Below are 25552 nucleotides of genomic sequence, written 5' to 3'. Positions count from 1 at the left end.
CGCTCAGCAGCCGACGCGGGCCGTCGCGGCGGCCTTGAGCTCCCGTATGGCCAGGCCAATGGCCGGGACGCGTTCGTGGTCGCTCAGTACATAAGCAGAGATTTGGCGGGTCGGGCGGCAGCTCACCATGCGCGCGGTGACCTTGGGGTGGCGCAGGACGGACAGGACGAGCTCCGGCATCATCGCCACGCCGACACCGGCGGCGACCAGGCCCTGGACGGCGAGGTTGTCGTCGGTGGTGAACACGATGTCGGGGACGAAGCCCTCCTCGGCGCACATGTGCAGGAGGTTGGCGCGGCAGCGGGGGCAGCCCGCGATCCATCGCTCGTCGGTGAGGTCGGTCAGCCGGACGACGTGGGGGCGCGAGAGCGGGTGCCCGGTGGGCAGCACGACGGTGAGCAGGTCGTCCAGGAGCGGGATCTTCACCAGCTCGGCCGAGACCTCGGTCTCCAGGTCGCGGTAGTCGAAGGTGAGGGCGATGTCGCTCTCGCCGCGTTCGAGGCGGTGCAGCGATTCGGGGGGCTCGGCCTCGTGCAGCTCGACCCGGACGCCGGGGTGGTCGGCCAGGAGGCGGGCGACCATCGTCGGCACCAGGGTGGCGCTGGCGCTGGGGAACGAGCAGAGGCGGACGGTCCCGGCCTCCAGCTTGGCCAGGGCCCGCAGGCGCCGGTGCGCGGTGGTGAGGTCGTCGACGATGGACTCGGCGTGGCGGGCCAGCTCGGTCCCGGCCTCGGTCAGCCGCAGGCCGCGGCCGACCCGGATGAACAGCGGCATGCCCACGGCCCGTTCCAGCGCCTTCATCTGCTGGGTGATGGCCGGTTGGGTGTAGCCGAGTTCCTGGGCGGCCGCGGAGTACGACCCCGCCTGGACGACCTTCAGGAACGTCCGAATGTGCCGGGATTCGAGCATTTTGGCAGCATAACTACCCGACGAGGGCGGCCAGGTCGGCGTCGAGGGCCGCGCGGGTCCGGGGGCCGGACAGCTGCTTGACCAGCGCGCCGTCGCGGTAGAGGTTCATGGTCGGCAGGCCGGTGATGCCGCAGGCCGCGGCGGTCTCGGGGTTCTCGTCGATGTTCAACGTGAAGATCGAGACTTGGTCCCGGTAGGTCCGCTGGAGGTCTTCCAGCACCGGGTGCAGCCGACGGCAGGGGCCGCACCATTCCGCCCAGAAGTCGACCAGGACGGTCCCCTCGGAGCGCAGGACGAGTTCCTCGAAGGAGCCGTCGGTCAGGGTTCTCAGAGTGCCCACGAGGGTTCCGCCTCTCGGTCGGCCGATTCGGTGAGGTAGCGCTCGGCGTCCAGGGCGGCCTGGCAGCCGGTTCCGGCGGCCGTGACGGCCTGGCGGTAGGTGTGGTCGACGACGTCCCCGGCCGCGAAGACCCCGGGGACGTTGGTGCGGGTGCTCTTGCCGATCGTCTTGATGTAGCCCGCCTCGTCCAGCACCACCTGGCCGCGGACCAGCGCGGACCGGGGGTCGTGCCCGATGGCGACGAACAGGCCGTCGGCGTGCAGCTCGCTGCGGGTGCCGTCGCGGACGTCGCGGAGCACCAGGCCGGTCAGGCGGTCCTCGCCGCGCAGTTCGGCGATCTCGGCGTCCCAGATCCAGCGGATGCCGGGGTCGGCCTCGGCGCGCCGCACCATGATGCGGCTGGCGCGCAGCTCGCGGCGGCGGTGGACGACGGTCACCGTCCGGGCGAACCGGGTGAGGAAGGTGGCCTCCTCCAGCGCGCTGTCTCCGCCGCCGACCACGACGACGTCCTTGTCGCGGAAGAAGAAGCCGTCGCAGGTCGCGCACCAGGACACGCCGCGGCCGGACAGCTCGTCCTCGCGGGGCAGGCCGAGCCTGCGGTGCCGCGAGCCCATCGCCAGGACGACGGCGTCGGCGGTCCAGCTCCGGTCGTGGGTGGACACCGTCTTGACGGCGCCGGCCAGGTCGACCTCGACGGCGTCGTCCGCGACCAGGTCGGCGCCGAACCGGGCGGCCTGGGCGCGCAGCTCCTCCATCAGCTCCGGCCCCTGGATGCCGGCGCGGAAGCCCGGGTAGTTCTCGACCTCGGTCGTGGTCATCAGCGCGCCGCCGTACTGCGCGCCCTCCAGGACGAGCGGGCGCAGGTCGGCGCGGGCGGTGTAGACCGCGGCGGTGTAGCCGGACGGTCCTGACCCGATGACGATGACGCGGCGGTGCCTCACTTCCACAGGGCCCTCTTCTCCCCCGCCCGGACGGGGACGGGGAGCCGGTTCTGCGGCGGCGGGATCGGGCAGCTGTAGAAGTCGGAGAAGCCACACGGGGGGACGAAGGCGCGGTTGAAGTCGACCGTCACGGCGCCGTCGGCCTCGGGACGCGGGATGCGCAGGAAGCGGCCGGGGGCGTAGGTCTCGCGTCCGGTGGTGGCGTCGGCGAAGACGAGCACCAGGTCGTTCCCGTCGAGGAAGGCCAGCAGCTCGCGGGGCTCCCCGCCGAGGTGGAGGGTGATCGTGCCCGGCACCTTCTTGGTGTGGCCGGAGTCCTGGGCGCGGGTGAAGTCCCAGGCGACCTGGTCGGTGGCGTCGTAGGCGGTGAAGACGCCCTCGACGGCCAGGGACGGGTCGTGGTCGTAGGCGTCGATGCCCGCGAAGAGCCGCAGGTTCTCGGACCGGTCGTCGTAGACGCGCAGCTCGTGGTCGGTGCCGTCCAGGCTGAACACGTCGAAGGAGAGGTGGCCGCAGCGGACCACGGGGGTGCCGTCGGCGCCGAGCCTGGGGACGAACGTCTCCCCGTCGATCGGGGCGCCGTCGACCCGCATCCCGAGCGCGGACGGCGCCGTGACCAGCACACCCTCCTTGCCCTCGGCACGGCGGACGGTCGCGTCCGGGACGCCCTCGATCGGCTCCGGGGCGGCCCCGACGGGCTGGTAGGAGACCAGCGCGAGGTTGCCGGGCACGGACGTCACCGCTTCGAGCCGAGCGCTTCGCCACGCGTGCCAGGCGTCACTTGGTGAGGACACGACGTTCACCCTTTTCGCATCTCACGGCCCTGTTGCCGTTCTCCGATCCTCGGGGGCGACTCGTTCGTCCACAAGGGAGCCGGGTTGTGCACAGTGCCTTGACGGCCTAGGCGCTCAGGGCAGATTGCCCTTCGAGGACGGAACCGAGGGCGTCCTAGGGTCGGGGCACACCACAAGACAGGGGGGATCGTGTCCGCCGAGCCGATCTGGGATGTGCGGGCCGCGCGGGCCGTCGACCGCCAGTGGGTCAACGGGGCGGTGGAGCGGCTCCGCGCGGACGCGCGGCGCAGCGCCGACACGCACCTGCTGCGGCTGCCGACGCCGCCGGGCCTGCCCGTGGAGCTGTACCTCAAGGACGAGTCGACGCACCCGACCGGGAGCCTGAAGCACCGGCTCGCGCGGTCGCTGTTCCTGTACGCGATCTGCAACGGCGACATCGGCCCCGGCACCACGGTGGTGGAGGCGTCCAGCGGCTCGACGGCCGTCAGCGAGGCGTACTTCGCCCGTCTGCTGGGGCTGCCGTTCGTGGCGGTCATGGCCCGCTCGACCAGCCGCGAGAAGATCGCGCTGATCGAGCGGGAGGGCGGGATCTGCGAGTTCGTGGACGACCCGGGCGAGGTGTACGCGGCCGCGCGCGGTCTCGCCGCCCGGACGGGCGGGCACTATCTCGACCAGTTCACCAACGCCGAGCGGGCGACCGACTGGCGCGGCAACAACAACATCGCCGAGTCGATCTTCGAGCAGCTGGCCGACGAGCCCCATCCCGTGCCGGAGTGGATCGTGGTGGGGGCCGGGACGGGCGGTACCAGCGCCACCATCGGACGTTTCATCCGCTATCGGGGGCACGCCACCCGGCTGGCGGTGGTCGACCCGGAGGGGTCGGCCTTCCTGCCCTCCTACGCCGGACGCGACGCCGAGAGCCCGGGGTCGCGGATCGAGGGCATCGGGCGTCCGCGCGTCGAGCCGTCGTTCGTGCCGCGCGTGGTCGACCGGATGCTGGGCGTCCCGGACGCGGCGTCGGTGGCGGCCATGCGGTTCCTGTCCGGACGGCTCGGCATCCCGGCCGGGCCGTCGACCGGGACCAACCTGTACGGCGCGCTGCGCCTGGCCTGCGAGATGCGCGGGCCGGGCAGCGTCGTCACGCTGATGTGCGACCGGTCCGAGCGGTACGACGCCACCTTCGACGACGACGCGTGGGTGCGCGGGCAGGGCCTGGACTTCGAGCCCTACCTGGAGGTCCTCGACAAGGCGTGGAGCACCCGGACCTGGACGGTCAGCCGAGATCTCCCACGGCCTTGACGCGCAGCCGGACGAAGTCGCCCGGCAGGTAGGCCAGCGGCATCTCCTCCACCTCGATGACCCGGACGGTCGCCTCGGCGGCCCCGGCCATCACCGCCTTCTGCGCGGCGAGCGACTTCGCTCGCTCGACGGCGGCGCGGCGCGCCTCCGGGTCGCCGGACACGATCCGGTCGACCTCGCCGCCGATGCGCGTTCCGGCGGCCCCGACGGCGCGGGCGAGTTCGCCGCGCTCGGGACGCAGCGCCTCGAACGAGGCGGGGACGGCGTTCCCGCCCGGGCCCACGAGCACGACCGGGAGGGCCGCGCCTGGGACCGCGTTCAGCACGGCCTCGTCGAGCTGGGCGGCGTCGGGCGTCCCGGTCGCCAGCTCGACGGCCTCGGGCCTTGGCAGGTTGGTCCGGACTCCGGCCAGGTCGACGTCCTGCCGGGCGTGCCGGGGGTAGCCGCCCCCGGCCACGCCCACGGTCGTCGTCGCGGCCCCGACGTCGACGACGACGCAGTCGGCGTGGCCGCTCAGCAGCGCGGCGCCGCGCACCGCGCAGGTGAACCCGGCCCAGAAGGTGAAGACGGGGTAGCGGCGGGCGAACGACAGCTCCATGACCGTGCCGTCGTTCTGCACCAGGTGGACCGAGGCGTCGGGGATCACCGCCTCGACCTCGCGGGCCAGCGCCGCCGCGAGGCCGTCGGCCAGCGGGAGCAGGGCGGCGTTGACGATCGTAGCGTTCTCGCGCTCCAGCAGCCCGATGCTGCCGATCTCGTGCGACACCGAGATCCGGGCCGTCGGCAGCCGGTCGCGCAGGAAGGCCGCGGCGGCCAGCTCGGCCCGCCCGTTGACCGGGGAGAAGACCGAGGTGATCGCGACCGCGTCGATGCCCCGGGCGGACAGGACGCCGGCGATCCGGCCGAGCTCGTCCTCGTCGAGCGGGCGCAGCGGCCTGCCGTCGAACTCGTGGCCGCCGCCGCACGGGAACGCGTGCTCGCCGACCGCCCCGCGCAGCGCGGCGGGCCACCCGGACAGCGGCGGGGCGCTCTCGGCCTCGGTGGCGCACAGCCGGACGCACCCGGTACGGGCCAGCCCCCGCGCCTCGGCCACGGCGGTCTCGAACCCGGCCGTCCCGACGGTGACCGCCCGCGCCGTGGCGGCCCGGGGATCGGCCCGGACGAGTTCGCGCAGAACGCCCGCCACCCCGTCCGCGAAGGACGGGGCGGCGGGCCCGGTCACGGCGGTCAGGACCTCCCGGCCGTCGGTGAGGACGGCCCCGGCGTCGGTGGCGCCTACGTCGACTCCGACCAGCAATCCGGTCAGACCTCCTCGCGTACGGGGGCGGGGGGCGCGGGCGGCGCCGCGACGGTGGCCCGGCTGTAGCCCCTGGTGAGGCCCAGTTTGCCCGCCGCGACGTAAAGGAGGAAGGCCACGGCGATGGAGTTGAGCGCGGGGATTCCGAGGTCGACCCAGTGCCCGACGGCCGCCGCGGCGGCCCACGCGACCAGGCAGGCCGGGACCCACTCGGGCGAGTCGGCGGGCAGCTCGTCCCGCGCGCGGGACAGGTCGAGCGCGCCGCGCCACGTCCGCACCACGAAGTACTCGGCGATCATGATGCCCGCGACCGGCGGCAGGACGACCCCGAGCACGGTCAGGAACTCCACGAACTTGTCGATGATGCCGAGGGCCGAGATGACCGAGCCCGCCACGCCGAGGGTGATGGTGACGGCGGTGCGCGAGAGGCGGCGGCCCCGCAGCAGGACGTCCACCGAGTTCACGGTGGCCAGCGAGGACGCGTACAGGTTCCAGTCGTTGACCTTCAGGACGGCCGTGACCATGATCGCCGCGCCGAGGGCCCCGCTGGTGCCGACCACGATCGAGACGATGTCGGAGGTCTTGGCGGCGTGCGCGAGCAGCACGCCGGTCAGGCAGATGACGTACTCCCCCACCGTGACGCCCACGACGGTCTGCTTGACGACGTCGCCTGTGGTGCGGTTGAACCGGGTCATGTCGGGCGTGAAGATCGCGCCGACGATGAAGCCGCCCGCGACCAGCGTGGCCCCGGCGCCGAGCGTGAGCGGATCGCCGGTCGGCGCGGCCGAGACCAGGTCGCCGAGCGAGTGGTCGCGCAGGGCGTCCACCACCGTGTAGGCGGCCAGCGCGAGGAAGGCCGGGACGGTGACGAACGCGACCCAGGTCATCGACGCGAAGCCATAGACGACGATCGCCGTGACCAGGGCGCCACCGATCAGGCACCAGGCCCACAGCGGCGGCCCGCCGACGGTGTCGGCCAGGCTCTGCGCGAAGAAGGTGTTCTGGACGCCGAACCAGCCGACCGAGGTGACCGCGATGACCAGGCCGACCAGGGCCGAGCCGCCGCTGCCGAAGCCCGTCCAGCGGGCCAGCAGCGAGGTCGACAGGCCCTCCCGCACGCCCATCACGCCGGTGAGCACGGTGACCAGCTCCAGGATCACCGAGCCGACGGTGATGGCCAGGACGGCGTCCCAGAACGACATTCCCATGCCCAGCGAGGCGCCGATCATGAACTGGGTGAGGGCGGAGAGCTGGCCGAAGCGCTGGACCACCATCACCCACCAGGAGTACTTCGCCTCTTCGGGCACCCGGCGCAGCGAATAGTCGTCGTGCCCGGCTTCGGCGGGTGCGGCTTGGGTGGAGTCGGACATCGAATCCTCCGGCTGAGCTGTGGAGACGCAGGAAGAACGTCTCGATGCCGCCTATTGTTGGCCCTGCTGTGACCTGGACTACAATGGGCACTCTGCAAGATCAATACCCGCAGGCAGTGCACAGTGCCCAGGCTCTCGGAGGGTCGGCATGGACATTTCCGCCGACGATATCGACGCCTACGCGCTCGGCTGCGATCTGCTCGGCTCGGGCGGCGGCGGCTCCACCAGCGCGGCACGGCACATTCTCGCGCATCACCTCGACGGCGGGGGCGCCGTCCAGGTGATCGACGGCCTGGCCCCCGGCGCGTTCGTCGTCTGCGTGGGCGCGGTCGGGTCGGCCGCGGTCATGCTGGAGAGCCTGCCCACCGCGCTGCCGTTCGTCCGGGCCGTCCGCATGATCGAGGAGCGGCTGCGGCCGGTGGAGGCCGTGCTGCCGCTGGAGGTCGGCGGCGTCAACGGGCTCCTGGCCGTGCTCGCCGCCGGGGCCCTCGACCTGCCGCTGGTCGACGCCGACCCGATGGGCCGCGCCTACACCGAGGTGCACCGGTCGGTGCTGGGCGCCGCCGTCCCGTTCACCGCGCTGGCCTTCGCCAGCACCGGCGGCGGGTCGGCCTACCTGGAGGCGGGCGACGCCGAGGCGATCGAGCGCATGGTCCGCTCGATGCTGCCGTCGGTGGGCGGCTGGGGCGCGGTGGCCTGCCACGCGGGCGACGCCGAGGTGATCGTCGGCGGCGCCGTGCGCGGCCCGGTGTCGCGGGCGCTGGTGCTCGGGCGCGCGCTGGCCCGGGCGGCCGAGGGCGATCCGGACGCGCTGCTCGCGCTCGACGACGTCCGGGTGGTGTTCGAGGGGACGGTCGTCGAGGTGACCCGGCGCCCCGGCATGGAGGTGGGCGGCGTGGTCTCGATCCAGCACCGGCTCAGCCGGCTGCGGCTGGCCCGGGTCGACTTCGCCAACGAATACGCGGCCCTCTACGACAACGGGCGGCTGGAGGCGTGCGCGCCCGACCTCATCTGCGTGCTGGACGAGGCGAGCTGGCTCCCGGTCTCGGTCGACCGGCTCACCGCGCACCGGCGCGTCCGGGTCATCGCGATCACCGCCCCGGCCGAACTGCGCGAGGCCCACGACACCGGCATCGGCTTCGGACTGCAGGCGCACGGCTTCGCCCCCGTGGGAGGCACGACATGAGCGTCCAGGCGCGGGTGTCCGACCTGTGCGCGCAGGACCTGCTCGCCGGGGCCGAACTGCACGGCGTGCCCGGCCCGGCGTCCCACCCGGTCTCCGCGATCGACCTCGTGGTGCCCGACACCGTGCTGAGCTCGCCCCTCACCCCGCAGGGCGCGGTGGTGCTCGCGCTCGACATCCAGGGCCCGGCGGAGTACCGCGAGCACCTGGTCGACGTGCTGCTGCGCCGCACCCGGGCCGCGGGCTCCTCGCTGCTGATCGCGGTCGGCGCGCAGCTGCCGCTGTCGGAGGCGACCCGGCGGCTGGCCGAGGCGCTGACGATGCCGCTGCTCGTCCCGGCCGGACGGGCGTCCTCGACCGAGCTGGTGGTCGCGCTGCGCGGCCTGGTCGAGACGCCCAACCAGGCCTTCTCCGACCTGCTGCTGGACGTCTCGCGCAGGCTCCAGCGGGCGCCGCGCACGCTCGACCGGCTGGTCGAGCTGCTGGAGTCGGCGCTTCCCGGCGCCAACGTCTACGCGTGCAGCGGCCGCGAGCTCGTCCTGGCGGGCACGCCCCGGTTCACCACGCCCGCCGAGGTGGTCGAACGCGGGTCGCCCTCGTTCGTCCAGCGCGACGACTTCGGCGCCGCCGTCGTCCCCGTCGCGGGCCTGGCGGGCGAGACCTCGGTGTGGCTGGTCGCCGAGCGCGAACGCGTCGGGCGGCTGTGGCTCGACTCCGCCGTCGGCGCGCTCGGCCTGTGCGGCGGCACGGTGCTGGCCTGGCTCGCCCGCGAGCAGGCCGCGCTCGACCGGGACGTCCGGATGCGCTCCACCCTGCTGACCGAGATCCTCGACCACGGCCAGGCCCTCCCCCGCGACCTGGCCGAGCGGGCCGCCCGCGCCGGTTGGCAGCTGGAGGGCTGGCACACCGGCATCCACTTCCGCTTCAGCCCCGCCGCGCCCTCGGCGCTGGCGGTGCGGGGCCTGGCCACCCAGCTGCGGCGCACCGGGCTCACGGCGTCCGCGCTGGTCGAGCGGGCCGACGGCTGGTCGGCCTGGCTGACCGTGACGCGCGAGCCCGGCCCCGACCACGCCCGCGAGATCGCCCGCCGGGTCGAGCAGGACCTGCACCGTCCGGCCGAGGGGCACAGCGTCGTGGTCGGCATCGGCTCGCCGCAGCGCGACCCGGCGGGCATCGCGGTCACCCTCGCCGAGGCCCGCCAGGCGGCCGTGGTCGCGGCGTCCAGCGCCAAGCCCGTGTCGGTGCGCGTGCTCCAGGAGCTGGGCCCCTCACGCCTGCTGCTCGGCTGGTACTCCTCGGAGGCGTTCGCCGACTACGCGCGCGAGATGCTCGGCCCGCTGCTCGACAACGACGAGCCCGAGCTGATCAGGACGCTGGAGGCCTATCTCGAACGCGCCTGCTCGGCGGCCCAGACGGCCCGCGTCCTCGGCGTCCACCGCAACACCGTGGCCCAGCGCGTCACCCGGGCCGAGCGCATCCTCGGCACGACGATCGCCACCGCCGACACCCGCCTCGCGCTTCAGCTGGCGATCCGCGTGCTGCGTACGCACACGACCTGACGTGCAATGTGCACAGGCCGCCCCCACCGCCTGTGCAGAGTGTCTCTGGGGGCGATCTTGATCGGCGGCTAGATTCGCGGTCCTCACCCCGCCTTCCGAGATCAGGAACCACCATGACGCTGCGCATCGGCATCGACGTCGGCGGCACGAACACCGACGCCGTCGCGATCGACGGCACCGAGGTCGTCGCCGCCTGCAAGTTCCCGACCACCGCCAACGTGCTCGGCGGCGTCGCCCGCGCCCTGCGCCACATCGTGGCCGAGACCGGCACCGACCGGGTGCACTCGGTCGTGATCGGCACGACCCACTTCGTCAACGCGGTGACCGAGGCGACCCGCCTCACCCCGGTCATCGCGATCCGGCTGGCGACGCCGCCGCAGCCGCTGCCGCCGTTCACCGACTGGCCGGACCGGCTGCGCGACCTCGCGCTGGGCGAGGTCCACGTCCTGCCGGGCGGGCACCAGTTCACCGGCGAGCCGCTCAACGACCTCGACCTGCCCGGCGTCCGCGCGGTCACGGAGCGGGCGGCCGACGCCGGGCACCGCGACTACGTGGTCAGCTCGGTCTTCTCGCCCATCAACGCCGGCGCCGAACTGGCCGCCCGCGACGTCATCCTGGACGTCTGCCCGGACGCCCGGGTCACGTTGTCGCACCGGCTCGGCCGCATCGGGCTGCTCGAACGCGAGAACGCCGCCCTGCTCAACGGCGCGCTGCGGCCGCTGGCGGCGCACGTGACCGACGGCTTCGCCCGCGCGCTGCACGAGGTCGGCCTCGACGCGCCCCTGTACCTATCGCAGAACGACGGGACGGTGATGAACCTGGAGACCGCCCGCGAGTTCCCGATCCTCACCGCGGCGTCCGGCCCCACCAACTCGATGCGCGGCGCCGCCCTGGAGTCCGGCCGGGACGACTGCGTGGTGGTCGACGTCGGGGGCACCACCACCGACATCGGGCTGCTGCGGGCGGGCTTCCCGCGCGAGTCGTCCCTCGCCGTGGACCTGGGCGGGGTGCGCACCAACTTCCGGATGCCGGACGTGATCTCGCTCGGCATCGGCGGCGGCAGCCTGGTGCGGGGCGTCCCGGGCGCGGTCACGATCGGGCCCGACAGCGTCGGCTACGAGATCGACAGGCGAGCCCTGGTCTTCGGCGGCCGGGAGCTGACGCTCACCGACGTCGTCGTCGCGGCGGGGCTCGCCGACATCGGCGACGCCGCGCTGGTCGCCCATCTCGACCCCGTCCTGGTCCAGGACGTGCTCGACCGGGTCACCGCCACCGTCGCCGAGCACGTCGACCGGGCCAAGCTCGAACCCGGCGACGTTCCGGTCGTCGTGGTCGGCGGCGGAGGCGTGCTGCTGGGCGACCGCCTCCCTGGCGCCTCGGTGGTGCTGCGCCCGTCCAACGCGGCCGTCGCCAACGCCATCGGCGCCGCGACCGCCACCGTCGGCGGCGAGGTCGACCGCGTGTACTCCCTGGCCGGCAGCAGCCGCGAGGAGGCGCTGCGGCTCGCCCGCGAGGACGCCTTCGAGCGCGCCGTCGCGGCGGGCGCCATCGCGGCCACGGTCAGGATCGTGGACGAGGAGGACGTCCCGCTCGCCCACCTGCCCGACGGCACGGCCACCCGCATCCGCGTCCGGGCGGTCGGCGACAGCATGGTCACGGACGCGACCGGCGACAAGGAGACGGCCCGTGCGACGGCTTGACGAGCGGCTGCTCGGTGACATCACGATCGGCTCGGCCGTGCTGGGATCGGGCGGGGGCGGCGACCCCTACATCGGCATGCTGCTGGCCCGCGCCGCGATCCGCGAGAGCGGGCCCGTCCCGCTGGTCTCGCTGGCCGAGCTGCCCGACGACGCGCGCGTGGCGTTCGTCGCGGCGGTCGGCGCGCCCGGCGTGCTGATCGAGAAGATCCCCCGCGCCGAGGACGCCGTCGCCGCCCTGGACATGCTCGAACGCCACCTCGGGTACTCCTTCACCCACATCGCGCCGATCGAGGCGGGCGGGCTCAACGCCGTGACCCCGATCGCGCCCGCCGCGCACAAGGGCATCCCGATCGTGGACGCCGACGGCATGGGCCGCGCCTTCCCGACGCTCGACCTGGTCACGCCGTCGCTGTACGGCGGCAGCGCGACCCCCATGGCACTGGCCGACGAGCACGGGAACCGCATGGTGCTGGAGACGCGGACCAACCTGTGGTCCGAGGTGATCGGGCGGGCCGCGACCGTGGCGTCCGGCTGCATCCAGTTCTTCGCGTCCTACCCCATGACCGGCGTCCAGGCCCGGGAGTGGCTCGTGGACGCCCCGCTGACCCGCGCGGCGCGGCTCGGCGCCCTCATCAGGACCGCGCGCGCCGAGCACTCCTCCCCCGTCGAGGCGATCATCGAGGAGGAGGACGGCGTCCGGCTGATCGAGGGCAAGATCGCCTCGGTCGAGCGGCGCACCGAGCGCGGCTGGACGATGGGCGAGGCCGTCGTCCACGGGACCGGGCCCGACCTGGGCCGGACGATGCGGCTGCTGTTCCAGAACGAGTACCTGGTCGCCCTGCGCGACGAGAACGTGATCGCCAGCACCCCCGACATCATCATGACGCTGGAGGCCGAGACCGGGGAGCCCATCCCGGCCGAGGAGATCCGCTACGGATTCCGCGTCGCCGCCGTCGCGCTCCCCGGGGACGAACGATGGCGCTCCCCAGCGGGGATCGAACTGTCGGGCCCGCGCCGATTCGGCTACGACTTCGACTACGCACCGGTCGAGGCCCTGGTCTAGGCCACTTGGGAGGGGTCCCGGTGCCCATGCCGATAATTGTCGGCATGGGCACCGATACCGCTCCGAAGTGGTGCCGGTATATGTTCGCGGCCTAGGACTGCGCGCCGCCTGAGCCCACGAGCGGCGTCCGGGCCGGCCGCGGGGGCCGGCCCGGACGTCACGATCACACCAGGTCGAACCGGTCGAGGTTCATGACCTTGTCCCACGCGGCGACGAAGTCGCGCACGAACTTCTCCTTGGCGTCGTCGGCGGCGTAGACCTCCGCGAGCGCGCGCAGCTCGGAGTTGGAGCCGAAGACCAGGTCGGCCCGGGTGCCGGTCCACCGGATCGCCCCGCTGGCGTCGCGGCCCTCGAAGGTGGTGGCGTCCTCGGACGTCGCCTTCCACGTCGTGCCCATGTCGAGCAGGTTGACGAAGAAGTCGTTGGTCAGCGTCCGCGGCCGGTCGGTGAGGACGCCGTGCGGCGACTGCTGGTGGTTCGCGCCGAGGACCCGCAGGCCGCCGACGAGCACCGTCAGCTCCGGGGCGCTGAGGGTCAGCAGGTTCGCCCGGTCGATCAGCAGGTACTCGGCCGGGAGCCGGTTGCCCTTGCCGAGGTAGTTGCGGAACCCGTCGGCCGCCGGCTCCAGCGCGACGAACGACTCCACGTCGGTCTGCTCCTGCGAGGCGTCCACCCGGCCCGGCGTGAACGGGACCTCGATGTCGAAGCCCGCGTCCTTGGCGGCCTTCTCGACGGCGGCCGCGCCGCCGAGCACGATCAGGTCGGCCAGCGAGATCCGCTTGCCGCCGGTCTGGGCGTCGTTGAAGGAACGCTGGACGTCCTCCAGCACGCGCAGCACCTGCGCCAGCTGGTCGGGGTCGTTCACCTCCCACCCGCTCTGCGGCTCAAGGCGGATGCGGGCGCCGTTGGCGCCGCCCCGCTTGTCGCTGCCGCGGAACGACGAGGCCGCGGCCCACGCGGTGGCCACCAGCTGCGACACCGTCAGGTCCGTGTCGAGGACGCGCGCCTTGAGCGCGGCGACGTCACCGGCGTCGACGAGCTCGTGCGTCACCTCGGGGAGCGGGTCCTGCCAGATGAGCGTCTCGGACGGGACCTCCGGGCCGAGGTAGCGCACCACCGGGCCCATGTCGCGGTGGGTCAGCTTGAACCAGGCGCGGGCGAAGGCGTCGGCGAACTCGTCGAAGTTCGCCAGGAACCGCCGCGAGATCTCGTCGTAGACCGGGTCGACGCGCAGCGCCAGGTCGGTCGTGAGCATCGTGGGCGCGTGGGTCTTGGACGGGTCGTGGGGGTCGGGGACCGTGCCCGCCCCGCCGCTGTTCTTCGGCCGCCATTGGTGGGCGCCCGCGGGGCTCTTGAACAGCTCCCACTCGTAGCCGTAGAGGATCTCCAGGAACGTGTTGTCCCAGGTGGTCGGGGTGGTGGTCCAGATGCCCTCCAGACCGCTGGTGATCGCGTCGCCGCCCTTGCCAGTGCCGAAGCTGTTCTTCCAGCCGAAGCCCTGGGCCTCGATCGGGGCGGCCTCGGGGTCGTCGCCGACGCTCTCGGCGGGGCCCGCGCCATGGGTCTTGCCGAAGGTGTGGCCGCCCGCGATCAGCGCGACGGTCTCCTCGTCGTTCATCGCCATCCGGCGGAACGTCTCGCGGATGTCGCGGGCCGCGGCCAGCGGGTCGGGGTTGCCGTTCGGGCCCTCGGGGTTGACGTAGATGAGGCCCATCTGGACGGCGCCGAGCGGGTTCTCCAGCTCGCGGTCGCCGGTGTAGCGCTCGTCGTCCAGCCAGGTGGTCTCGGGACCCCAGTAGACGTCCTCGTCGGGCTCCCAGACGTCCTCGCGGCCGCCGGCGAAGCCGAAGGTGCGCAGCCCCATCGACTCCAGTGCCACGTTGCCCGCGAGGATCATCAGGTCGGCCCAGGACAGGCTCTGGCCGTACTTGCGCTTGACCGGCCACAGCAGGCGGCGGGCCTTGTCGAGGTTGCCGTTGTCCGGCCAGCTGTTGAGCGGGGCGAACCGCTGCTGACCGGCCCCGGCGCCACCGCGGCCGTCGCTGATGCGGTAGGTGCCCGCGCTGTGCCACGCCATCCGGATGATGAACGGGCCGTAGTGGCCGAAGTCCGCGGGCCACCAGTCCTGCGAGGTCGTCAGGGCCTGCTCGATGTCCTGCTTGACGGCCGGAAGGTCGAGGCCCTTGAAGGCCGCGGCGTAGTCGAAGTCCTCACCCAGCGGGTTGGCCACCGCGGGGTTCTTGGCGAGGATCTTCAGGTTGAGCCGCTCGGGCCACCACTGCCGGTTGCCGCCGCCCTGAGTCGGGTGCGGTGCCCGCCCGTGGGCGACCGGACAGCTCTCTTCACCGTCGGTCTTGGCGTCTACGACGATCGCGTCATGGTTCTCAGTCATTGAAATCCTTCCGGGCTGGCGGACTCAGGTACTGCCTGCGGTGGAACAGTCGGGGCAGAGCCCCCAGTAGACGACCTCGGCCTCGTCGACCGAGAAGCCGTGGTCGCCGGACGCGGTCAGGCACGGCGCGTGACCGACCGCGCAGTCGACGTCGACGACGAGCCCGCACGACCTGCACACCAGGTGGTGATGGTTGTCGCCGACGCGTCCCTCGAACCGGGCCGGGCCGCCGGGCAATTCGATGCGGCGCACGAGCCCCGCCGCCGCGAGCGCGTGCAACGCCTCGTACACGGCCTGGAGCGAGATGTGACCGACGCGCTCGCGCACCCCGGAGGCGATCGCCTCGACACCGAGATGGTCGCCGTGCCGGACGGTCTCGAGCAGCGCGACGCGGGCCGCGGTCACCCGCAGGCCCACACCGCGCAACTCCTCGGCCGAGGTCGGAGTCTCGGATGCGCTCATGCGGCCCAACCTACCCCCACAAACACGAACGATACAAGAGAACGAACGATCCAAGTTTGGAGCCCGGCGGGCCCGCCCCGAACGAGAATCCCGGTCGGCCGCTTTCAACGCCTATCGAAGGAATGTCAAATGCGCGGTTGATTAAACAGAGGAACTGAAAGTCGCTGGTAGACCCGCTTGACCAGGGCGTTTGTCAAGTTTACCTATGTACGCGCGGCCTTTACCGCATCTAGTGTTCAAGTCCCACCGAATGGCGCCTACAGCGTCAGAATTGCGAGGAGCTCCCCTATGCGTCTCAAGACACTGCTGGCAAGCGCGCTCGCCGCACCGATCGCGGTCCTGGCGTTCGCCGGAACGTCCCTCGCGCAGGAGGACCCCACCCCCCCGAGCACGAAGATCGTCGGTGGCGGCCCCGCCACGGAGACCTACTCATGGATGGCCTCGTTGCAGAGCTCCAGCGGTAGCCACGGCTGTGGCGGCACGCTGGTCGGCCCGCGCCATGTCGTCACAGCGAGCCACTGTGGCACCCCCTACCAGGTCCGGATCGGCACGACCAACCGCACCTCCGGCGGCGAGGTCCGCCGCGTGTCGTCCCGCCAGCAGCTCGGCGGCGACGTCTCCCTGCTGACCCTGGCCAGCGCGTCCACCAAGACCCCCGCCCCGATCGCCTCCAGCGCCCCGGTCGGCTCGGCCACCCGCATCATCGGCTGGGGCCAGACCTGCCCCGTCCGCGGCTGCGGCCCGGCCCCGATCACCCTCCAGCAGCTCGACACCAGCATCCTGTCCGACTCCCGCTGCAGCGGGATCTCCGCCGCCAGCGAGCTGTGCATCAACGGCGGCAACGGCAAGGGCGCCTGCTACGGCGACTCCGGCGGCCCCGCCGTGACCGGCGGCCCGGGCAGCTGGCAGCTCGTCGGCGCCACCAGCCGCGGCACGGCCGGCACCTGCGCCACCTCGCCCGCCATCTACGGCGACGTGACGTACTACAAGGCCACCATCGAGCGCATCATCGGTGGCGGTCTCCGCTAACCACCCAACACTCCCGGCCCCCGGCGCCTCCCCACCAAGGCCCGGGGGCCGCCCCGTACCCAAGTGTCCTTGAGCCGATGCTTGGAAAGGGCCGGAGCCCGTGCCGAGGGGGCACGGGCTCCGGTCGTTCGGGGGGTTGCGGGGTTAGAGCTTGTAGAAGTCGGTGTAGTGGTTGGGCGAGAACCAGACCACGCGGGTCGTGCGGTTGACGACGATGCGGTAGGCGTCGCGGGGAGCGCCCTGGGCCCGCGAGTAGACGTCGTATTCGTAGTAGGTGGCGTTGCTGGGGAGCTGGCCCTCGCGGTTGTAGAAGCGGCCGCCGGCGAAGTTGTACTTGCCGTCGGGCCAGGAGTACCAGGCCCGGGTGGTCGGGTAGCCCTTGGACGACCAGATCGAGTTGGCGTTGCGGGCGTCGGAGCAGCGGGAGATCGTGCAGGAGCTGTAGACCGTCGCCTGGGCGGGGAGGGTGCCGACCAGGCCGGTCACGGTCGTGGCGGCGGCGACCGTGACGGTCAGCCGGGTCGTCCAGGTGCGTTTCGGGGCGAACACGGTGCCTCCTGGCGGGTGTGCGGGTGGGCGGGGCACACCGGAATGTTCGCCGCAAAGTGTGGCAATTGCCGCCCGGGTGGGGTGAATTCTGGGTTAGAGCTGGGCTATGCGGGCCAGCTGGACGGCGTTGAAGGCGTCCAGGCGGCCCTGGCCGTAGACGTTGTTGTTGGCCGCCGTGCCGCCGCAGCTCCGGTCGTCGGCGTCGATGGCGGTCAGGTCGAGGATCTGGCGGGTCTTGGCGATGTCGCCCTTGAGGGCGGGGCGGGCCGACCACATCAGGGCCACCGTCCCCGCCACGTGCGGGGTCGCCATCGAGGTGCCGGAGTGCACGGCGTAGCCGCCGTTCGGGTTCACCGAGCGGATGTCGACTCCGGGTGCGGTGATGTTCGGCTTGAGGCCGCCGTCGAGGGCGGACGGGCCGCGGCTGGAGTTGTTCCAGATGGTGTCGGTGGCTCCGGTGGCGCCGACGGTGTAGGCGTTCGGGCCGTGTCCCGGCGGGACGGTCGAGGAGCAGGACGGGCCGCTGTTGCCCGCGCCGAAGACCGGGAAGATGCCGACACCGACCCAGTTGGAGATCATCTCGGCGAAGAAGTCATTCGGCCAGTTGGACCAGCCCCAGGAGTTGGTGACGATGTTCGGGGCCAGGTCGGGCCGGGGTTCGGTGCCATCGATCCTGGTCGGCGCCATCACCCACTGACCGGCCTTCAGCACGCCCTCCTGGAGCAGGAAGAGGCCGCCGGCCGCGGCGGCGATCCACTTGGCCCCCGGGGCCACGCCGATCTGGTTGCCCGCGCCGTCGTCGCCGGTCGTGGTGCCGATGGTGTGCGAGCCGTGCCCGCTGCCGGCGCTGGTGAGGTCGCAGGGAACGCCCGCGGGCTTGCCCACCTTCGGGCAGTCGTTCAGGGCGTCGAACCAGTTGTGGTCGTGGTTGATCGTCCCGTTGGCGGCGCGTCCCCGGTAGTGCGGGAGCAGGGCGGGGTGGTCGAACTGCGCGCCGGTGTCGATCCCGGCGATGACGACGTTCTCACCCCGGACGTTGAGGTCCTGCCAGACCTTGGTGGCGCGGATCCGGTCGATGTTCCATTCCGGCCCGGCCGCCTTGATCTCCTTGCCGGGGGACGGCGCCTCGTTCGGCGGTCGCTGGAGCTGCTTGTTGGGCTGGAGCGCGGTCACCTCGGGTCTGGCGGCGATCCTGGCCGCCAGGGCCTTGTCCGCGTCGCGGACCAGGATCGTGTTGACGACCCAGAACGGTTCGAAGTCGGCCTTCTCGGCGGTGAGGAGCTTGCGGAGCCCGCGCTGGTCGCGTTCGGCGGTGGTGGTGAGCAGGCGGTGGCCTTCGGTGGTCCGGTTCTTGTGGGTGGTCAGCCGTTTGAGCGAGCTCAGGTCGGCGCGGCCCTTGAGGCGGACGAAGAAGGTCGCGCGGCCGTCCTGGCGGAGGTCGGCGACGAGCTCGGGGGTGATCTTGGACGAGTCGGCGACGGCGGCCGGTCCGGTGGAGACCGTTCCGGCGGCCAGGACCATTCCGAGGGCCAGCGCGAGGCCCGCGATTCTGCGTGACATGCGTTTCCCTTCATGGGGGGACGTCCCGCCCAGGCGGGTGGGCGGGACGTCGAGGTGTCGGGTCAGTTGGGCAGGGGCGTCAGGAGCTGCGACTTCCAGGTGCCGCCCTCGGACGTCCACAGGACCGCGTCGCGGGAGCCGTCGGCGTTCTCGGCGCTGCCGACGATCTGGGAGCGGGCGTTGATCGACTCCAGCTGGGCGTTGACGGCGGTCGCCGGGACGCCCAGGTCGGCGGGCTGTCCGTTCGTCCACAGCGTCGGGCGCGGCGGGGGCCCCGACGCCCCGGCGACCTGCCCGGCGTCGGTCACCGCGTTGGCGCTGCTGTGCTGGAGGCCGGGCAGGGTGCCCAGATCGGTGATCTGGCCGTTCGTCCAGCTCACGGCGTGGGTGGCGCCGTTCTGGTCGATGGCCGAGCCGACGATCGTCCCGTCGGCCGAGATGCCCTCGGCCCAGCTGTCGGTGCCGCCGGGAAGCGTGCCGAGGTCGACCGGCGCCCTGCCGGGCTCCCACAGCGCCGCGCGGTTGCCGCCCGCGGTCTGGGACGTCCCGACGACCTGGCCCTTGTCGTTGATGTCGTTGGCGAGGCTGCCACGGCCACCGGGGAGCTCGCCGAGCAGCGTGGGCCGCCCGCCCGTCCACAGGGTGGCGCGCATGTCGGCCAGGTACTTGCCGGACCAGCCGGCCACCTGGTCGCCCGCGTTGATCGCGAAGCCCCAGGCGTCCTGCCCCGGCTGGGTGGGCGGGAGCTCGGTCGCCCGGCCACCCGACCAGACCACGGCGCGCGTGTAGCCGGTGGGGTAGGTGTTGTCGCCCGACCACCCGGTGATCTTGCCCGCGGCGTTGACGCCGAGCGCCGAGCTGGCCGGGTCCTGCGGGTTCAGGGTGCCGAGGTCGGTGGGCTTGCCGCCGGTCCACGAGGCCGCACGGGCCCGGGTTCCGGCCGTGGACTCGCCGACGACCAGGCCGTCGTCGTTGTTGTCGGAGGCTCGGGTGAATCGGGTGGCCGCCGCGGGACGCCCGTCGGGGCCCGAGGGCCCGAACAGCGTCGCGCGGTCCTTTCCGTCCGGCGCCGCCGCCGAGACCGGCTGCAAGGCCCCCGCCGCGACGATGGCCGTCGTGATGGCCGCGGCCGCGATTCCGCTGCGTATACGCATGACTGAATCCCCTCTGAATGGTGCCGCCCTGTGATCATCTTCGGAGGTCGGACGGCGCGCCATCGGGTGTTTCAGGCATGGCTGAAAGGGTGACCTGATGCGGTCAGGCGGGGAATTATTCGGCCGCGATGACCGAGCGTAGAGCTTTGTTTGAATGGCTCAATAAATTGCCGAGTGAAGTGAATTTTCCGGCGGGACGAGCACAAGAATCTCGGTCGTCAACCTCAGGTTGACGCGGTCTGGTCGTCAACCTATGGTTGACGGCATGAGCGAACCAGTGAAGATGACCAACCCGGTGCGGCTGGACGAGCTGATCGAAGCGATCAAGAAGGTCCATCCGAACGTCCTCGACCAACTCTCCGACGCCGTCCTGGCCGCCGACCACCTGGGCGAGGTCGCCGACCATCTGATCGGGCACTTCGTCGACCAGGCGCGGCGGTCGGGCGCCTCCTGGACGGAGATCGGCAAGAGCATGGGCGTCAGCAAGCAGGCGGCGCAGAAGCGCTTCGTCGCCAAGGGCGACGCGCCCGACCTGGACGAGAGCGACGGATTCAGCCGCTTCACCCCGCGCGCCAGGAACGTGGTGATGGCGTCCCAGAACGAGGCGCGGGCCGCCGGGAACGCCGAGATCCAGCCCGAGCACATCGCCCTGGGGCTTCTGGCCGAGCCCGAGGGGATCGCCGCCCGGGTGATCGTCGCCCAGGGCGTCACGCTGGAGCGGGTCCGCGAGACCGTGGCGGCGACGCTGCCGGAAGGGTCCGGCGCCTCCACCGCGCTCGTCCCGTATGACGCGCGCTCCAAGAAGGTCATGGAGCTGACCTTCCGCGAGGCGCTCCGGTTCGGCCACAACTACGTCGGCACCGAGCACATCCTGCTCGCGCTCCTCGAACTGGAGGACGGCTCGGGCCCGCTCACCGCCCTCGGACTGACCAAGCGTGACGCCGAGACCGCCGTTCTCGAGGCCCTCAAGCCCCACGCGTAGGCGATGACCGGCGGCGGCGTTCCGCGCGGGCCTCCAGGGCGAGCTTGATGGGCAGCGCGGGCGGGAGAACGATGAGGCAGAGGCCGATGAGGATGATGGCGATCGCCTTGACCCAGTGCAGCGTGACCGATCCGGTGCCGGTGACGGCCACCGCGGGGTCGTCGGGGTCGTAGCGGACCTCGACCTCGGCTCCGACCGGTTCGTCGCTGATGGACTCCATGCGGTGGGAGGTCCCGTCGGCCGCCGTGAACCTGACGATCACCCAGCGCTGGGTTCCGGCCGGGCCCGCGTTGCGCTCGTAGTGGCCGACCACCGTGCCGGACGCCGAGCGTCCGCGCTCGGACAGGTCCGAGGCGTCGCCCACCTCGTCCACGCCCATCGACACCGCCACGACCCCGAGCCCGGAGAACAGGCAGCCCAGAACCAACCCAACGCCGAGGCCGAGGCGGCTCAGCACGTCCACCGCCCGGCTCCCCATGTCCACAGAAGACCACGCGGGGCGGACGGTGCCAAGGCCCGGACCGGGCCTCAGGTCCGGTTCGCGCCGAGGGCCGCCATCATCAGCGGCCACGACTTCGCCAGCTCGGGACGCCAGTAGTTCCAGTTGTGCCAGCCGTTCCCGTAGATGTTGGTGGTGGCCGGGATTCCCAGGCGCTTGAGGTGCTCGACGAACCCGGTCACGGTCGAACCGACGATGAACTCGCCCGTGGCGCCGTAGAAGTTCTCGTCCCAGGGACGGTTGACGGGGTCGTCAAGGGGGCCGGGCCAGCCGGTCGTCCCGCTGGAGATGTACAGGCCGGTGCCGCGCAGCCGGTGCGCGAGCAGGTACGGGTCGTGCACCGCCCAGTTCCAGTCGTCCCGGCCGGGCCTCCCCCAGATCTTGGCCGGGTCGGAGTCGAAGCCCATCCCCTGGAGCATCAGGAGCGAGGGCAGGCCGGGCTTGGTGAGGTGGAGGATGCCGCTGAGGCTCACCGCGTACCGGAACATGCCGGGACGGCGGGCCGCGTAGGTCACCGCGCCCTGCCCGCCCGAGGAGATGCCGAGCGCGGCCCGTCCGGTCCCGGCGCGGTAGTTGCGTTCGAGCAGCTGGACGACCTCGTCGATGTGGAAGGTCTCCCACTTGGGCGTCCCGCCCGCGCCGTCGTTCCACCAGTCGGTGTAGCTGCCGTTCTTGCCGCCCTCCGGCATGACGACCATGACGTCCCAGCGGGCGGCGATCTGCTCGATGTCCGTCTGGCGCGTCCAGGAGACGTAGTCGGCGTTGCCGCCGTGGTAGGCGTACACCACCGGCCACGTCCGGTCGGCCGTCGGCGACCAGCCCTTGGGCACCAGGACCCGGACCTTCTGCGGCTTCCCGAGAGCCGGGCCGTCCACGGTCAGGTCGAGCGTGGACGGGTCCACCCACTTCTCCTCGGTGATCCGCGCCCCGTCGTCGGCCGGCACCGGTGCGGTCGTGGCGGCGGCCGGGCCTCCCGCCAGCGCGGCCGCCAGAACGACGCCCGCGATCGCGGCCAGCCGCCGTGACGCCGGGGAACCGATACGCATCGCCACACTCCGAGTTCAGACCTCCGGGGACTGGACGACGCTATGCAGCGGGCACGTCCCGGGGACACGCACCGCCCGCGCGATCACGACGGTGCCGTTCGGGGCTCGATGACAAAAGATCAACAGCAGCCGTGGTGACGGCGGGTGGAGACGGTCGCGGTCGCGCCGGATCCGGTCTCCTCGTCGGTGGCGATGCGGCCCCGGATCATCGTCTCCATGATCCTCATGAAGCGCTGGGCGCGCGGACGGCCGAGGACGAAGGGGTTGGCGGTGGCTCCGGCGCGCAGTTCCTCCATGCGGGCCAGGCCGTGGTCGCTCATGCCGTGGTTGTTGAGCTCGACGTCCACCCCGGCGCGCCGCATGTGGGCGGCGAAGCCGACGATCGAGGCGAGGTAGCCGCGCTTCCCGGCGGTCGGGGCCGGAGGGTTGGTGCCGCCCCAGAGCATGGCGGTGTGCCTGCGGCCCTTCCAGGTGACCGGGAAGATCGGCGAGACGGTGCCCGGTGTGTGGCCGGGAGTGTGGTGGAAGGCGATGGTGGTGTCGCCGAGGGTCAGGCGCATGCCGTCGGCGATCTCCAGATCGCGGGCGGGGGCGTTGGGCGGCTTCTCGGCGGCGACCAGGTCCCAGTCGGCCGGGCTCATCATGACCCGGGCGCCGTAGCGGTCGGCGAGGTACTGGGCGCCGCCGAAGTGGTCCCAGTGGCCGTGGGCGGCGACCACGTACTTGATGGACGCGGGGTCGACGCCGAGCGAGCGCAGCTGGGGGACGATGATCTTCTCGGCCTCGTCCGGCGTGCCCAGGGCGTCCATGAGGACGACGCCCCCGGACGTCAGCAGCGCCGTGGCCGAGACGAAGCCCGTGCTCACGACCGCGACGTCGTCGAAGATCCGCAGCGGCTCCGGAGCCGGCGGGGACGGCGGCAGGGGGCCCGGGGTGAGGGCCTTGACGAGGGCCTTCATGACCGGGTCGTCGCCCGCGAGCCTGGCGGCCCGCTCGTAGTACTCGCGCGCGCTCCCGGGCTCGGCGGCCGTGGCGGAGCGGGCCGTCAGGGGCAGCAGCGCCGCGGCCGCCAGCACGGCGCGGCGGGACGTCGTGAATCGCTCGAAGGACATTCTGGTCGTACCTGCTTTCGCTTGCCGGGGAGCGCCTCGACGGGGAGGCCGGTGCCGCCAAGGAGAGCAGAGCCGATCATGGAGTGTCCAATATTGATATCACTTAGCCATTGATTAGCTAATCGATATCCAGGCTGTTCACAGGCGGATTGTGGACCAGATTCCGGGTGGCGTCGGTGCCGGTGAGTTCGTCCCATCGGGCGATGAACGCGCCGCCCTCGATGCGGCAGCCCTCGGCGAGCCTGGCGTAGCTCCACCCCTCGTCGGGCTCGCAGCACGCGTCGGCGGGCCAGACCCAGCTCTCGTCGGCGCCCTCGGCCACGATGCGCTCGCTCATCCGGATGGCCGAGCCGTAGGCGCGCACCCGGTCGATGTAGCACTCCACGTCGTTGCGGGCGGTGTGGAAGAGATCGAGGCTGCGCTGCAGGAGCTCGCGGCCATGCTCCAGCTCTCCGGTGGCGGCGCAGAACTCCAGGTTGGAGGCGACCTCGGGCGCCTCCTTGGCCGTCCGGTGGGTGCGCTCGTGGATCTCGCGCGCCTCGTCCAGGCGGCCCGCGCGGAGGTAAGGCACGAGCAGGTTCACGTCCCCCGGGGGCAGCAACGCCATCGCCTCGTCGTCGTGGCGGAGGTCGATCCACCACCGGGCGCGGCGCTGGACGTCGTCGGCCGGGCCGGACGGCAGGTCGGCGTACGCGGCCAGGGCGGCGGCGGCGTCGCCGCGACGGACCTCGGCCTCGACGCCGAACCCGCGCAGATGGCGCAGGTCGTCGGTGCCGGGACGGCACCGCGGCTCCAGGACGCGCAGCAGCCCGCGGACCTGCTCCATGTGCACGGTCGGGTGGGTCAGGACGCGGTCGAGCGTGCGGGGGACCGCCGCCCAGAGCCGGTCCAGCTGCTCGGGCGTCAGGGGCCCGCGAGCCAGCTCGACGAGGGTGGCGAACCGCCGGTGCCATCGGGAGCCCGTCTCGTCCAGGAGCGCGAGCCGGATCTCCGTCGCCGTCTCCGCATGGCCCAGCGCCACCGCGGTCTGGAGGAGCGCCGGCAGTGAGGCGGCCGATTCGGCCGCCCGGAGACGCTCGCGCAGGTCGTCGTCGGTGGCGTCGCCGAGACCCTGGGCGGGCGGCGGCGCCGCGCGATGGCGCGGCTCGGCGGTGTCGGGCGGCAGCGGCAGGTCGCCGGTGAGCGGCCCGGCGCGCAGCAGCTCACCGATCTCGCGGCTCAGGAAGGTCGTCCCGTTCAGCCCGTCGACCCGGTCGGCGAAGTTCATCGCCTCCCAGCGCAGGCACGAGCCCAGATCCGCGTAGGACCACACCCGGTAGCAGTCGCAGCCGACCTCGTCGCAGGCGCAGTGCCAGACCCACTCGCGGTCGAGGTCGCGCTCCATGACCCGGCGGCACAGCAGCGCCGCCGCGGCCGCCGTCCACATCGCCTCGACCGAGGCGACGTCCTCCGCGAAGTAGCCCAGGTTGCGCCGCAGGACGTCGAGCCCGCGCTCCTCGTTGCCGGTGCGCGCGCAGAACTCCAGATGCGCCGCGAGGTCCTCCAGCTTCATCTTCGAGGCCGCGTAGGTGCCCTGGTGCGCCTGGACGGCCTCGTCCAGCCGCCCGGCGCGCAGGTAGGGCATGATCAGGCAATGGCGGTGCTCCCTGCCCTCCCGGCTGGTGATCTGGCCCGCCGTCAGGGGCGCGAGCGCCTCGATCGCCCGGTCGACGCGGTCGAGCCGCAGCCACATGCGGGCCTCGTAGGAGACCATCCCGTCCAGCAGGAAATGGCTCTCCGGTGGCCCCTCGGCGCGCAGCCGCCGCCACGACCGCTCGACCGCCTCGACGTCTCCCTTCCGGGCATCGACCGTCATCCGGTAGTGGTCGATGGCGTAACGCGTCCATCTCCGGCTGGACGGGCAGTACTTCTCCAGCTCGTCGAGGAGCCGGTGAAGGCGCTCGGCCGGTTCGGGATAGAGCCAGGTATAGGCGTCGACGATGAGGAAGAACTGGTTCCACATCGCCAGGACGTCGTCCTCGGGATACAGATGCGGCTCGGAATGCCACGCCAGCAGGCACCGGCGCAGCACCGGAATGGCTTCGTTGAAGAAGTCCGAGGGCCCGTTGGTCAGGGGCTTGCTGCGCAGCGCCCAACTGAAGGAGAGCCGGACTCTGAACAGCAGCGCGGGGTCGCCGAGCGCCTCGGCGTGCGGGACGATGCTCCGCATCGCCTCCACGTAGGCCAGGCCGCCGGGGCCGCCGTCGCCCTCGTCGAGCTTGTTGGCGGCGTCGAGTTCGGCCTCGATCTCCTCGCGGTCGAGCAGCATCGGA

General features: G+C 72.3%; 22 protein-coding genes. 7 read left to right on the top strand and 15 right to left on the bottom strand.

Annotated features, from left to right (window positions below):
- Positions 1 to 3: 3 nt before the first annotated feature.
- Genes ACQPY4_RS09355 through ACQPY4_RS09340 form a run of 4 tightly spaced genes read right to left on the bottom strand, consistent with a single transcriptional unit; the run spans position 4 to position 2984 of the window.
- Positions 4 to 909 (bottom strand): LysR substrate-binding domain-containing protein, encoded by a 906-nt coding sequence (locus ACQPY4_RS09355; RefSeq protein WP_433334521.1) that lies wholly within the window; start codon positions 907 to 909, stop codon positions 4 to 6.
- 13 nt (positions 910 to 922) lie between these two features.
- Positions 923 to 1249, bottom strand: a complete 327-nt coding sequence (gene trxA / locus ACQPY4_RS09350; RefSeq protein ID WP_433334519.1) for a thioredoxin — start codon at positions 1247 to 1249, stop codon at positions 923 to 925.
- Positions 1237 to 2190, bottom strand: a complete 954-nt coding sequence (gene trxB / locus ACQPY4_RS09345) for a thioredoxin-disulfide reductase (protein WP_433338864.1) — start codon at positions 2188 to 2190, stop codon at positions 1237 to 1239. The genes trxA and trxB overlap by 13 nt, the downstream gene beginning before the upstream one ends.
- Positions 2187 to 2984, bottom strand: coding sequence for a DUF1684 domain-containing protein (locus ACQPY4_RS09340; RefSeq protein WP_433334517.1), 798 nt, complete (start codon positions 2982 to 2984; stop codon positions 2187 to 2189). The genes trxB and ACQPY4_RS09340 overlap by 4 nt, the downstream gene beginning before the upstream one ends.
- A 189-nt stretch (positions 2985 to 3173) precedes the next feature.
- Here ACQPY4_RS09340 and ACQPY4_RS09335 point away from each other — a divergent pair, with 189 nt between their 5' ends.
- On the top strand, positions 3174 to 4283 hold the full coding sequence (locus ACQPY4_RS09335) for a PLP-dependent cysteine synthase family protein (RefSeq protein ID WP_433334515.1): 1110 nt from the start codon (positions 3174 to 3176) through the stop codon (positions 4281 to 4283).
- Here ACQPY4_RS09335 and ACQPY4_RS09330 read toward each other — a convergent pair.
- Complete coding sequence (locus tag ACQPY4_RS09330) at positions 4258 to 5580, bottom strand: hydantoinase/oxoprolinase N-terminal domain-containing protein (protein ID WP_433334513.1); 1323 nt, start codon at positions 5578 to 5580, stop codon at positions 4258 to 4260. The two genes, ACQPY4_RS09335 and ACQPY4_RS09330, sit on opposite strands and share 26 nt — an antisense overlap.
- Before the next feature lie 5 nt (positions 5581 to 5585).
- Positions 5586 to 6950, bottom strand: a complete 1365-nt coding sequence (locus ACQPY4_RS09325; protein WP_433334511.1) for a purine-cytosine permease family protein — start codon at positions 6948 to 6950, stop codon at positions 5586 to 5588.
- A 148-nt stretch (positions 6951 to 7098) separates the two neighbouring features.
- Between ACQPY4_RS09325 and ACQPY4_RS09320 the strand changes: the two genes are divergently transcribed.
- The 4 genes from ACQPY4_RS09320 to ACQPY4_RS09305 all read left to right on the top strand — a co-directional run bounded on the left by ACQPY4_RS09320 (position 7099) and on the right by ACQPY4_RS09305 (position 12455).
- Entirely contained in the window at positions 7099 to 8136 is a 1038-nt protein-coding gene (locus ACQPY4_RS09320; RefSeq protein ID WP_433334509.1) for an S-methyl thiohydantoin desulfurase domain-containing protein, read from the top strand.
- Positions 8133 to 9692, top strand: coding sequence for a PucR family transcriptional regulator (locus ACQPY4_RS09315; protein WP_433334507.1), 1560 nt, complete (start codon positions 8133 to 8135; stop codon positions 9690 to 9692). The genes ACQPY4_RS09320 and ACQPY4_RS09315 overlap by 4 nt, the downstream gene beginning before the upstream one ends.
- Before the next feature lie 113 nt (positions 9693 to 9805).
- Positions 9806 to 11392 carry a hydantoinase/oxoprolinase family protein gene (locus tag ACQPY4_RS09310; RefSeq protein WP_433334505.1) on the top strand — a complete coding sequence of 529 codons (1587 nt, stop codon included), beginning with the start codon at positions 9806 to 9808 and terminating at the stop codon, positions 11390 to 11392.
- Positions 11379 to 12455 (top strand): DUF917 domain-containing protein, encoded by a 1077-nt coding sequence (locus ACQPY4_RS09305; RefSeq protein ID WP_433334503.1) that lies wholly within the window; start codon positions 11379 to 11381, stop codon positions 12453 to 12455. The genes ACQPY4_RS09310 and ACQPY4_RS09305 overlap by 14 nt, the downstream gene beginning before the upstream one ends.
- A 163-nt stretch (positions 12456 to 12618) precedes the next feature.
- Here the strand turns inward: ACQPY4_RS09305 and katG are convergent, their stop codons facing one another.
- Together katG and ACQPY4_RS09295 are read right to left on the bottom strand one after the other, a co-directional pair.
- Positions 12619 to 14847, bottom strand: a complete 2229-nt coding sequence (katG, locus tag ACQPY4_RS09300; protein ID WP_433334501.1) for a catalase/peroxidase HPI — start codon at positions 14845 to 14847, stop codon at positions 12619 to 12621.
- Positions 14848 to 14871: 24 nt separating this feature from the next.
- Positions 14872 to 15309 (bottom strand): Fur family transcriptional regulator, encoded by a 438-nt coding sequence (locus ACQPY4_RS09295; protein ID WP_433334499.1) that lies wholly within the window; start codon positions 15307 to 15309, stop codon positions 14872 to 14874.
- A gap of 288 nt (positions 15310 to 15597) precedes the next feature.
- Between ACQPY4_RS09295 and ACQPY4_RS09290 the strand changes: the two genes are divergently transcribed.
- Positions 15598 to 16338 (top strand): S1 family peptidase, encoded by a 741-nt coding sequence (locus ACQPY4_RS09290; RefSeq protein WP_433334497.1) that lies wholly within the window; start codon positions 15598 to 15600, stop codon positions 16336 to 16338.
- Positions 16339 to 16482: 144 nt separating this feature from the next.
- On the opposite strand, the gene ACQPY4_RS09285 is transcribed toward ACQPY4_RS09290, so the two are convergent.
- From ACQPY4_RS09285 to ACQPY4_RS09275, 3 genes are all read right to left on the bottom strand, one after another.
- Complete coding sequence (locus tag ACQPY4_RS09285) at positions 16483 to 16887, bottom strand: ribonuclease domain-containing protein (RefSeq protein WP_433334495.1); 405 nt, start codon at positions 16885 to 16887, stop codon at positions 16483 to 16485.
- 93 nt (positions 16888 to 16980) lie between these two features.
- The gene (locus ACQPY4_RS09280) at positions 16981 to 18447 is read right to left on the bottom strand and encodes a S8 family serine peptidase (protein ID WP_433334493.1); all 1467 of its coding nucleotides are present in this window, start codon (positions 18445 to 18447) and stop codon (positions 16981 to 16983) included.
- 62 nt (positions 18448 to 18509) lie between these two features.
- A complete protein-coding gene (locus tag ACQPY4_RS09275; protein ID WP_433334491.1) occupies positions 18510 to 19601 on the bottom strand; it encodes a hypothetical protein in 1092 nt (363 codons plus the stop codon).
- 265 nt (positions 19602 to 19866) lie between these two features.
- On the opposite strand from ACQPY4_RS09275, the gene ACQPY4_RS09270 reads away from it, so the two are divergent.
- Entirely contained in the window at positions 19867 to 20583 is a 717-nt protein-coding gene (locus ACQPY4_RS09270; RefSeq protein WP_433334489.1) for a Clp protease N-terminal domain-containing protein, read from the top strand.
- On the opposite strand, the gene ACQPY4_RS09265 is transcribed toward ACQPY4_RS09270, so the two are convergent.
- The 4 genes from ACQPY4_RS09265 to ACQPY4_RS09250 form a co-directional block, all read right to left on the bottom strand.
- A complete protein-coding gene (locus ACQPY4_RS09265) occupies positions 20567 to 21046 on the bottom strand; it encodes a DUF3592 domain-containing protein (protein ID WP_433334487.1) in 480 nt (159 codons plus the stop codon). The genes ACQPY4_RS09270 and ACQPY4_RS09265 overlap by 17 nt on opposite strands.
- 65 nt (positions 21047 to 21111) lie before the next feature.
- Entirely contained in the window at positions 21112 to 22128 is a 1017-nt protein-coding gene (locus tag ACQPY4_RS09260; RefSeq protein WP_433334485.1) for an alpha/beta hydrolase, read from the bottom strand.
- A gap of 119 nt (positions 22129 to 22247) precedes the next feature.
- Positions 22248 to 23240 (bottom strand): MBL fold metallo-hydrolase, encoded by a 993-nt coding sequence (locus ACQPY4_RS09255; protein ID WP_433334483.1) that lies wholly within the window; start codon positions 23238 to 23240, stop codon positions 22248 to 22250.
- Between the two features lie 118 nt (positions 23241 to 23358).
- A complete protein-coding gene (locus ACQPY4_RS09250) occupies positions 23359 to 25548 on the bottom strand; it encodes a hypothetical protein (RefSeq protein ID WP_433334481.1) in 2190 nt (729 codons plus the stop codon).
- Positions 25549 to 25552: the final 4 nt, after the last annotated feature.

Origin of the sequence: Spirillospora sp. CA-294931 (assembly GCF_050946795.1) — a bacterium.
In the GTDB taxonomy this organism is placed as follows: Bacteria; Actinomycetota; Actinomycetes; order Streptosporangiales; family Streptosporangiaceae; genus Spirillospora.
The sequence above is the reverse complement of the archived record's forward strand: the minus strand, read 5'-3'. Positions and strand labels throughout refer to the sequence as shown.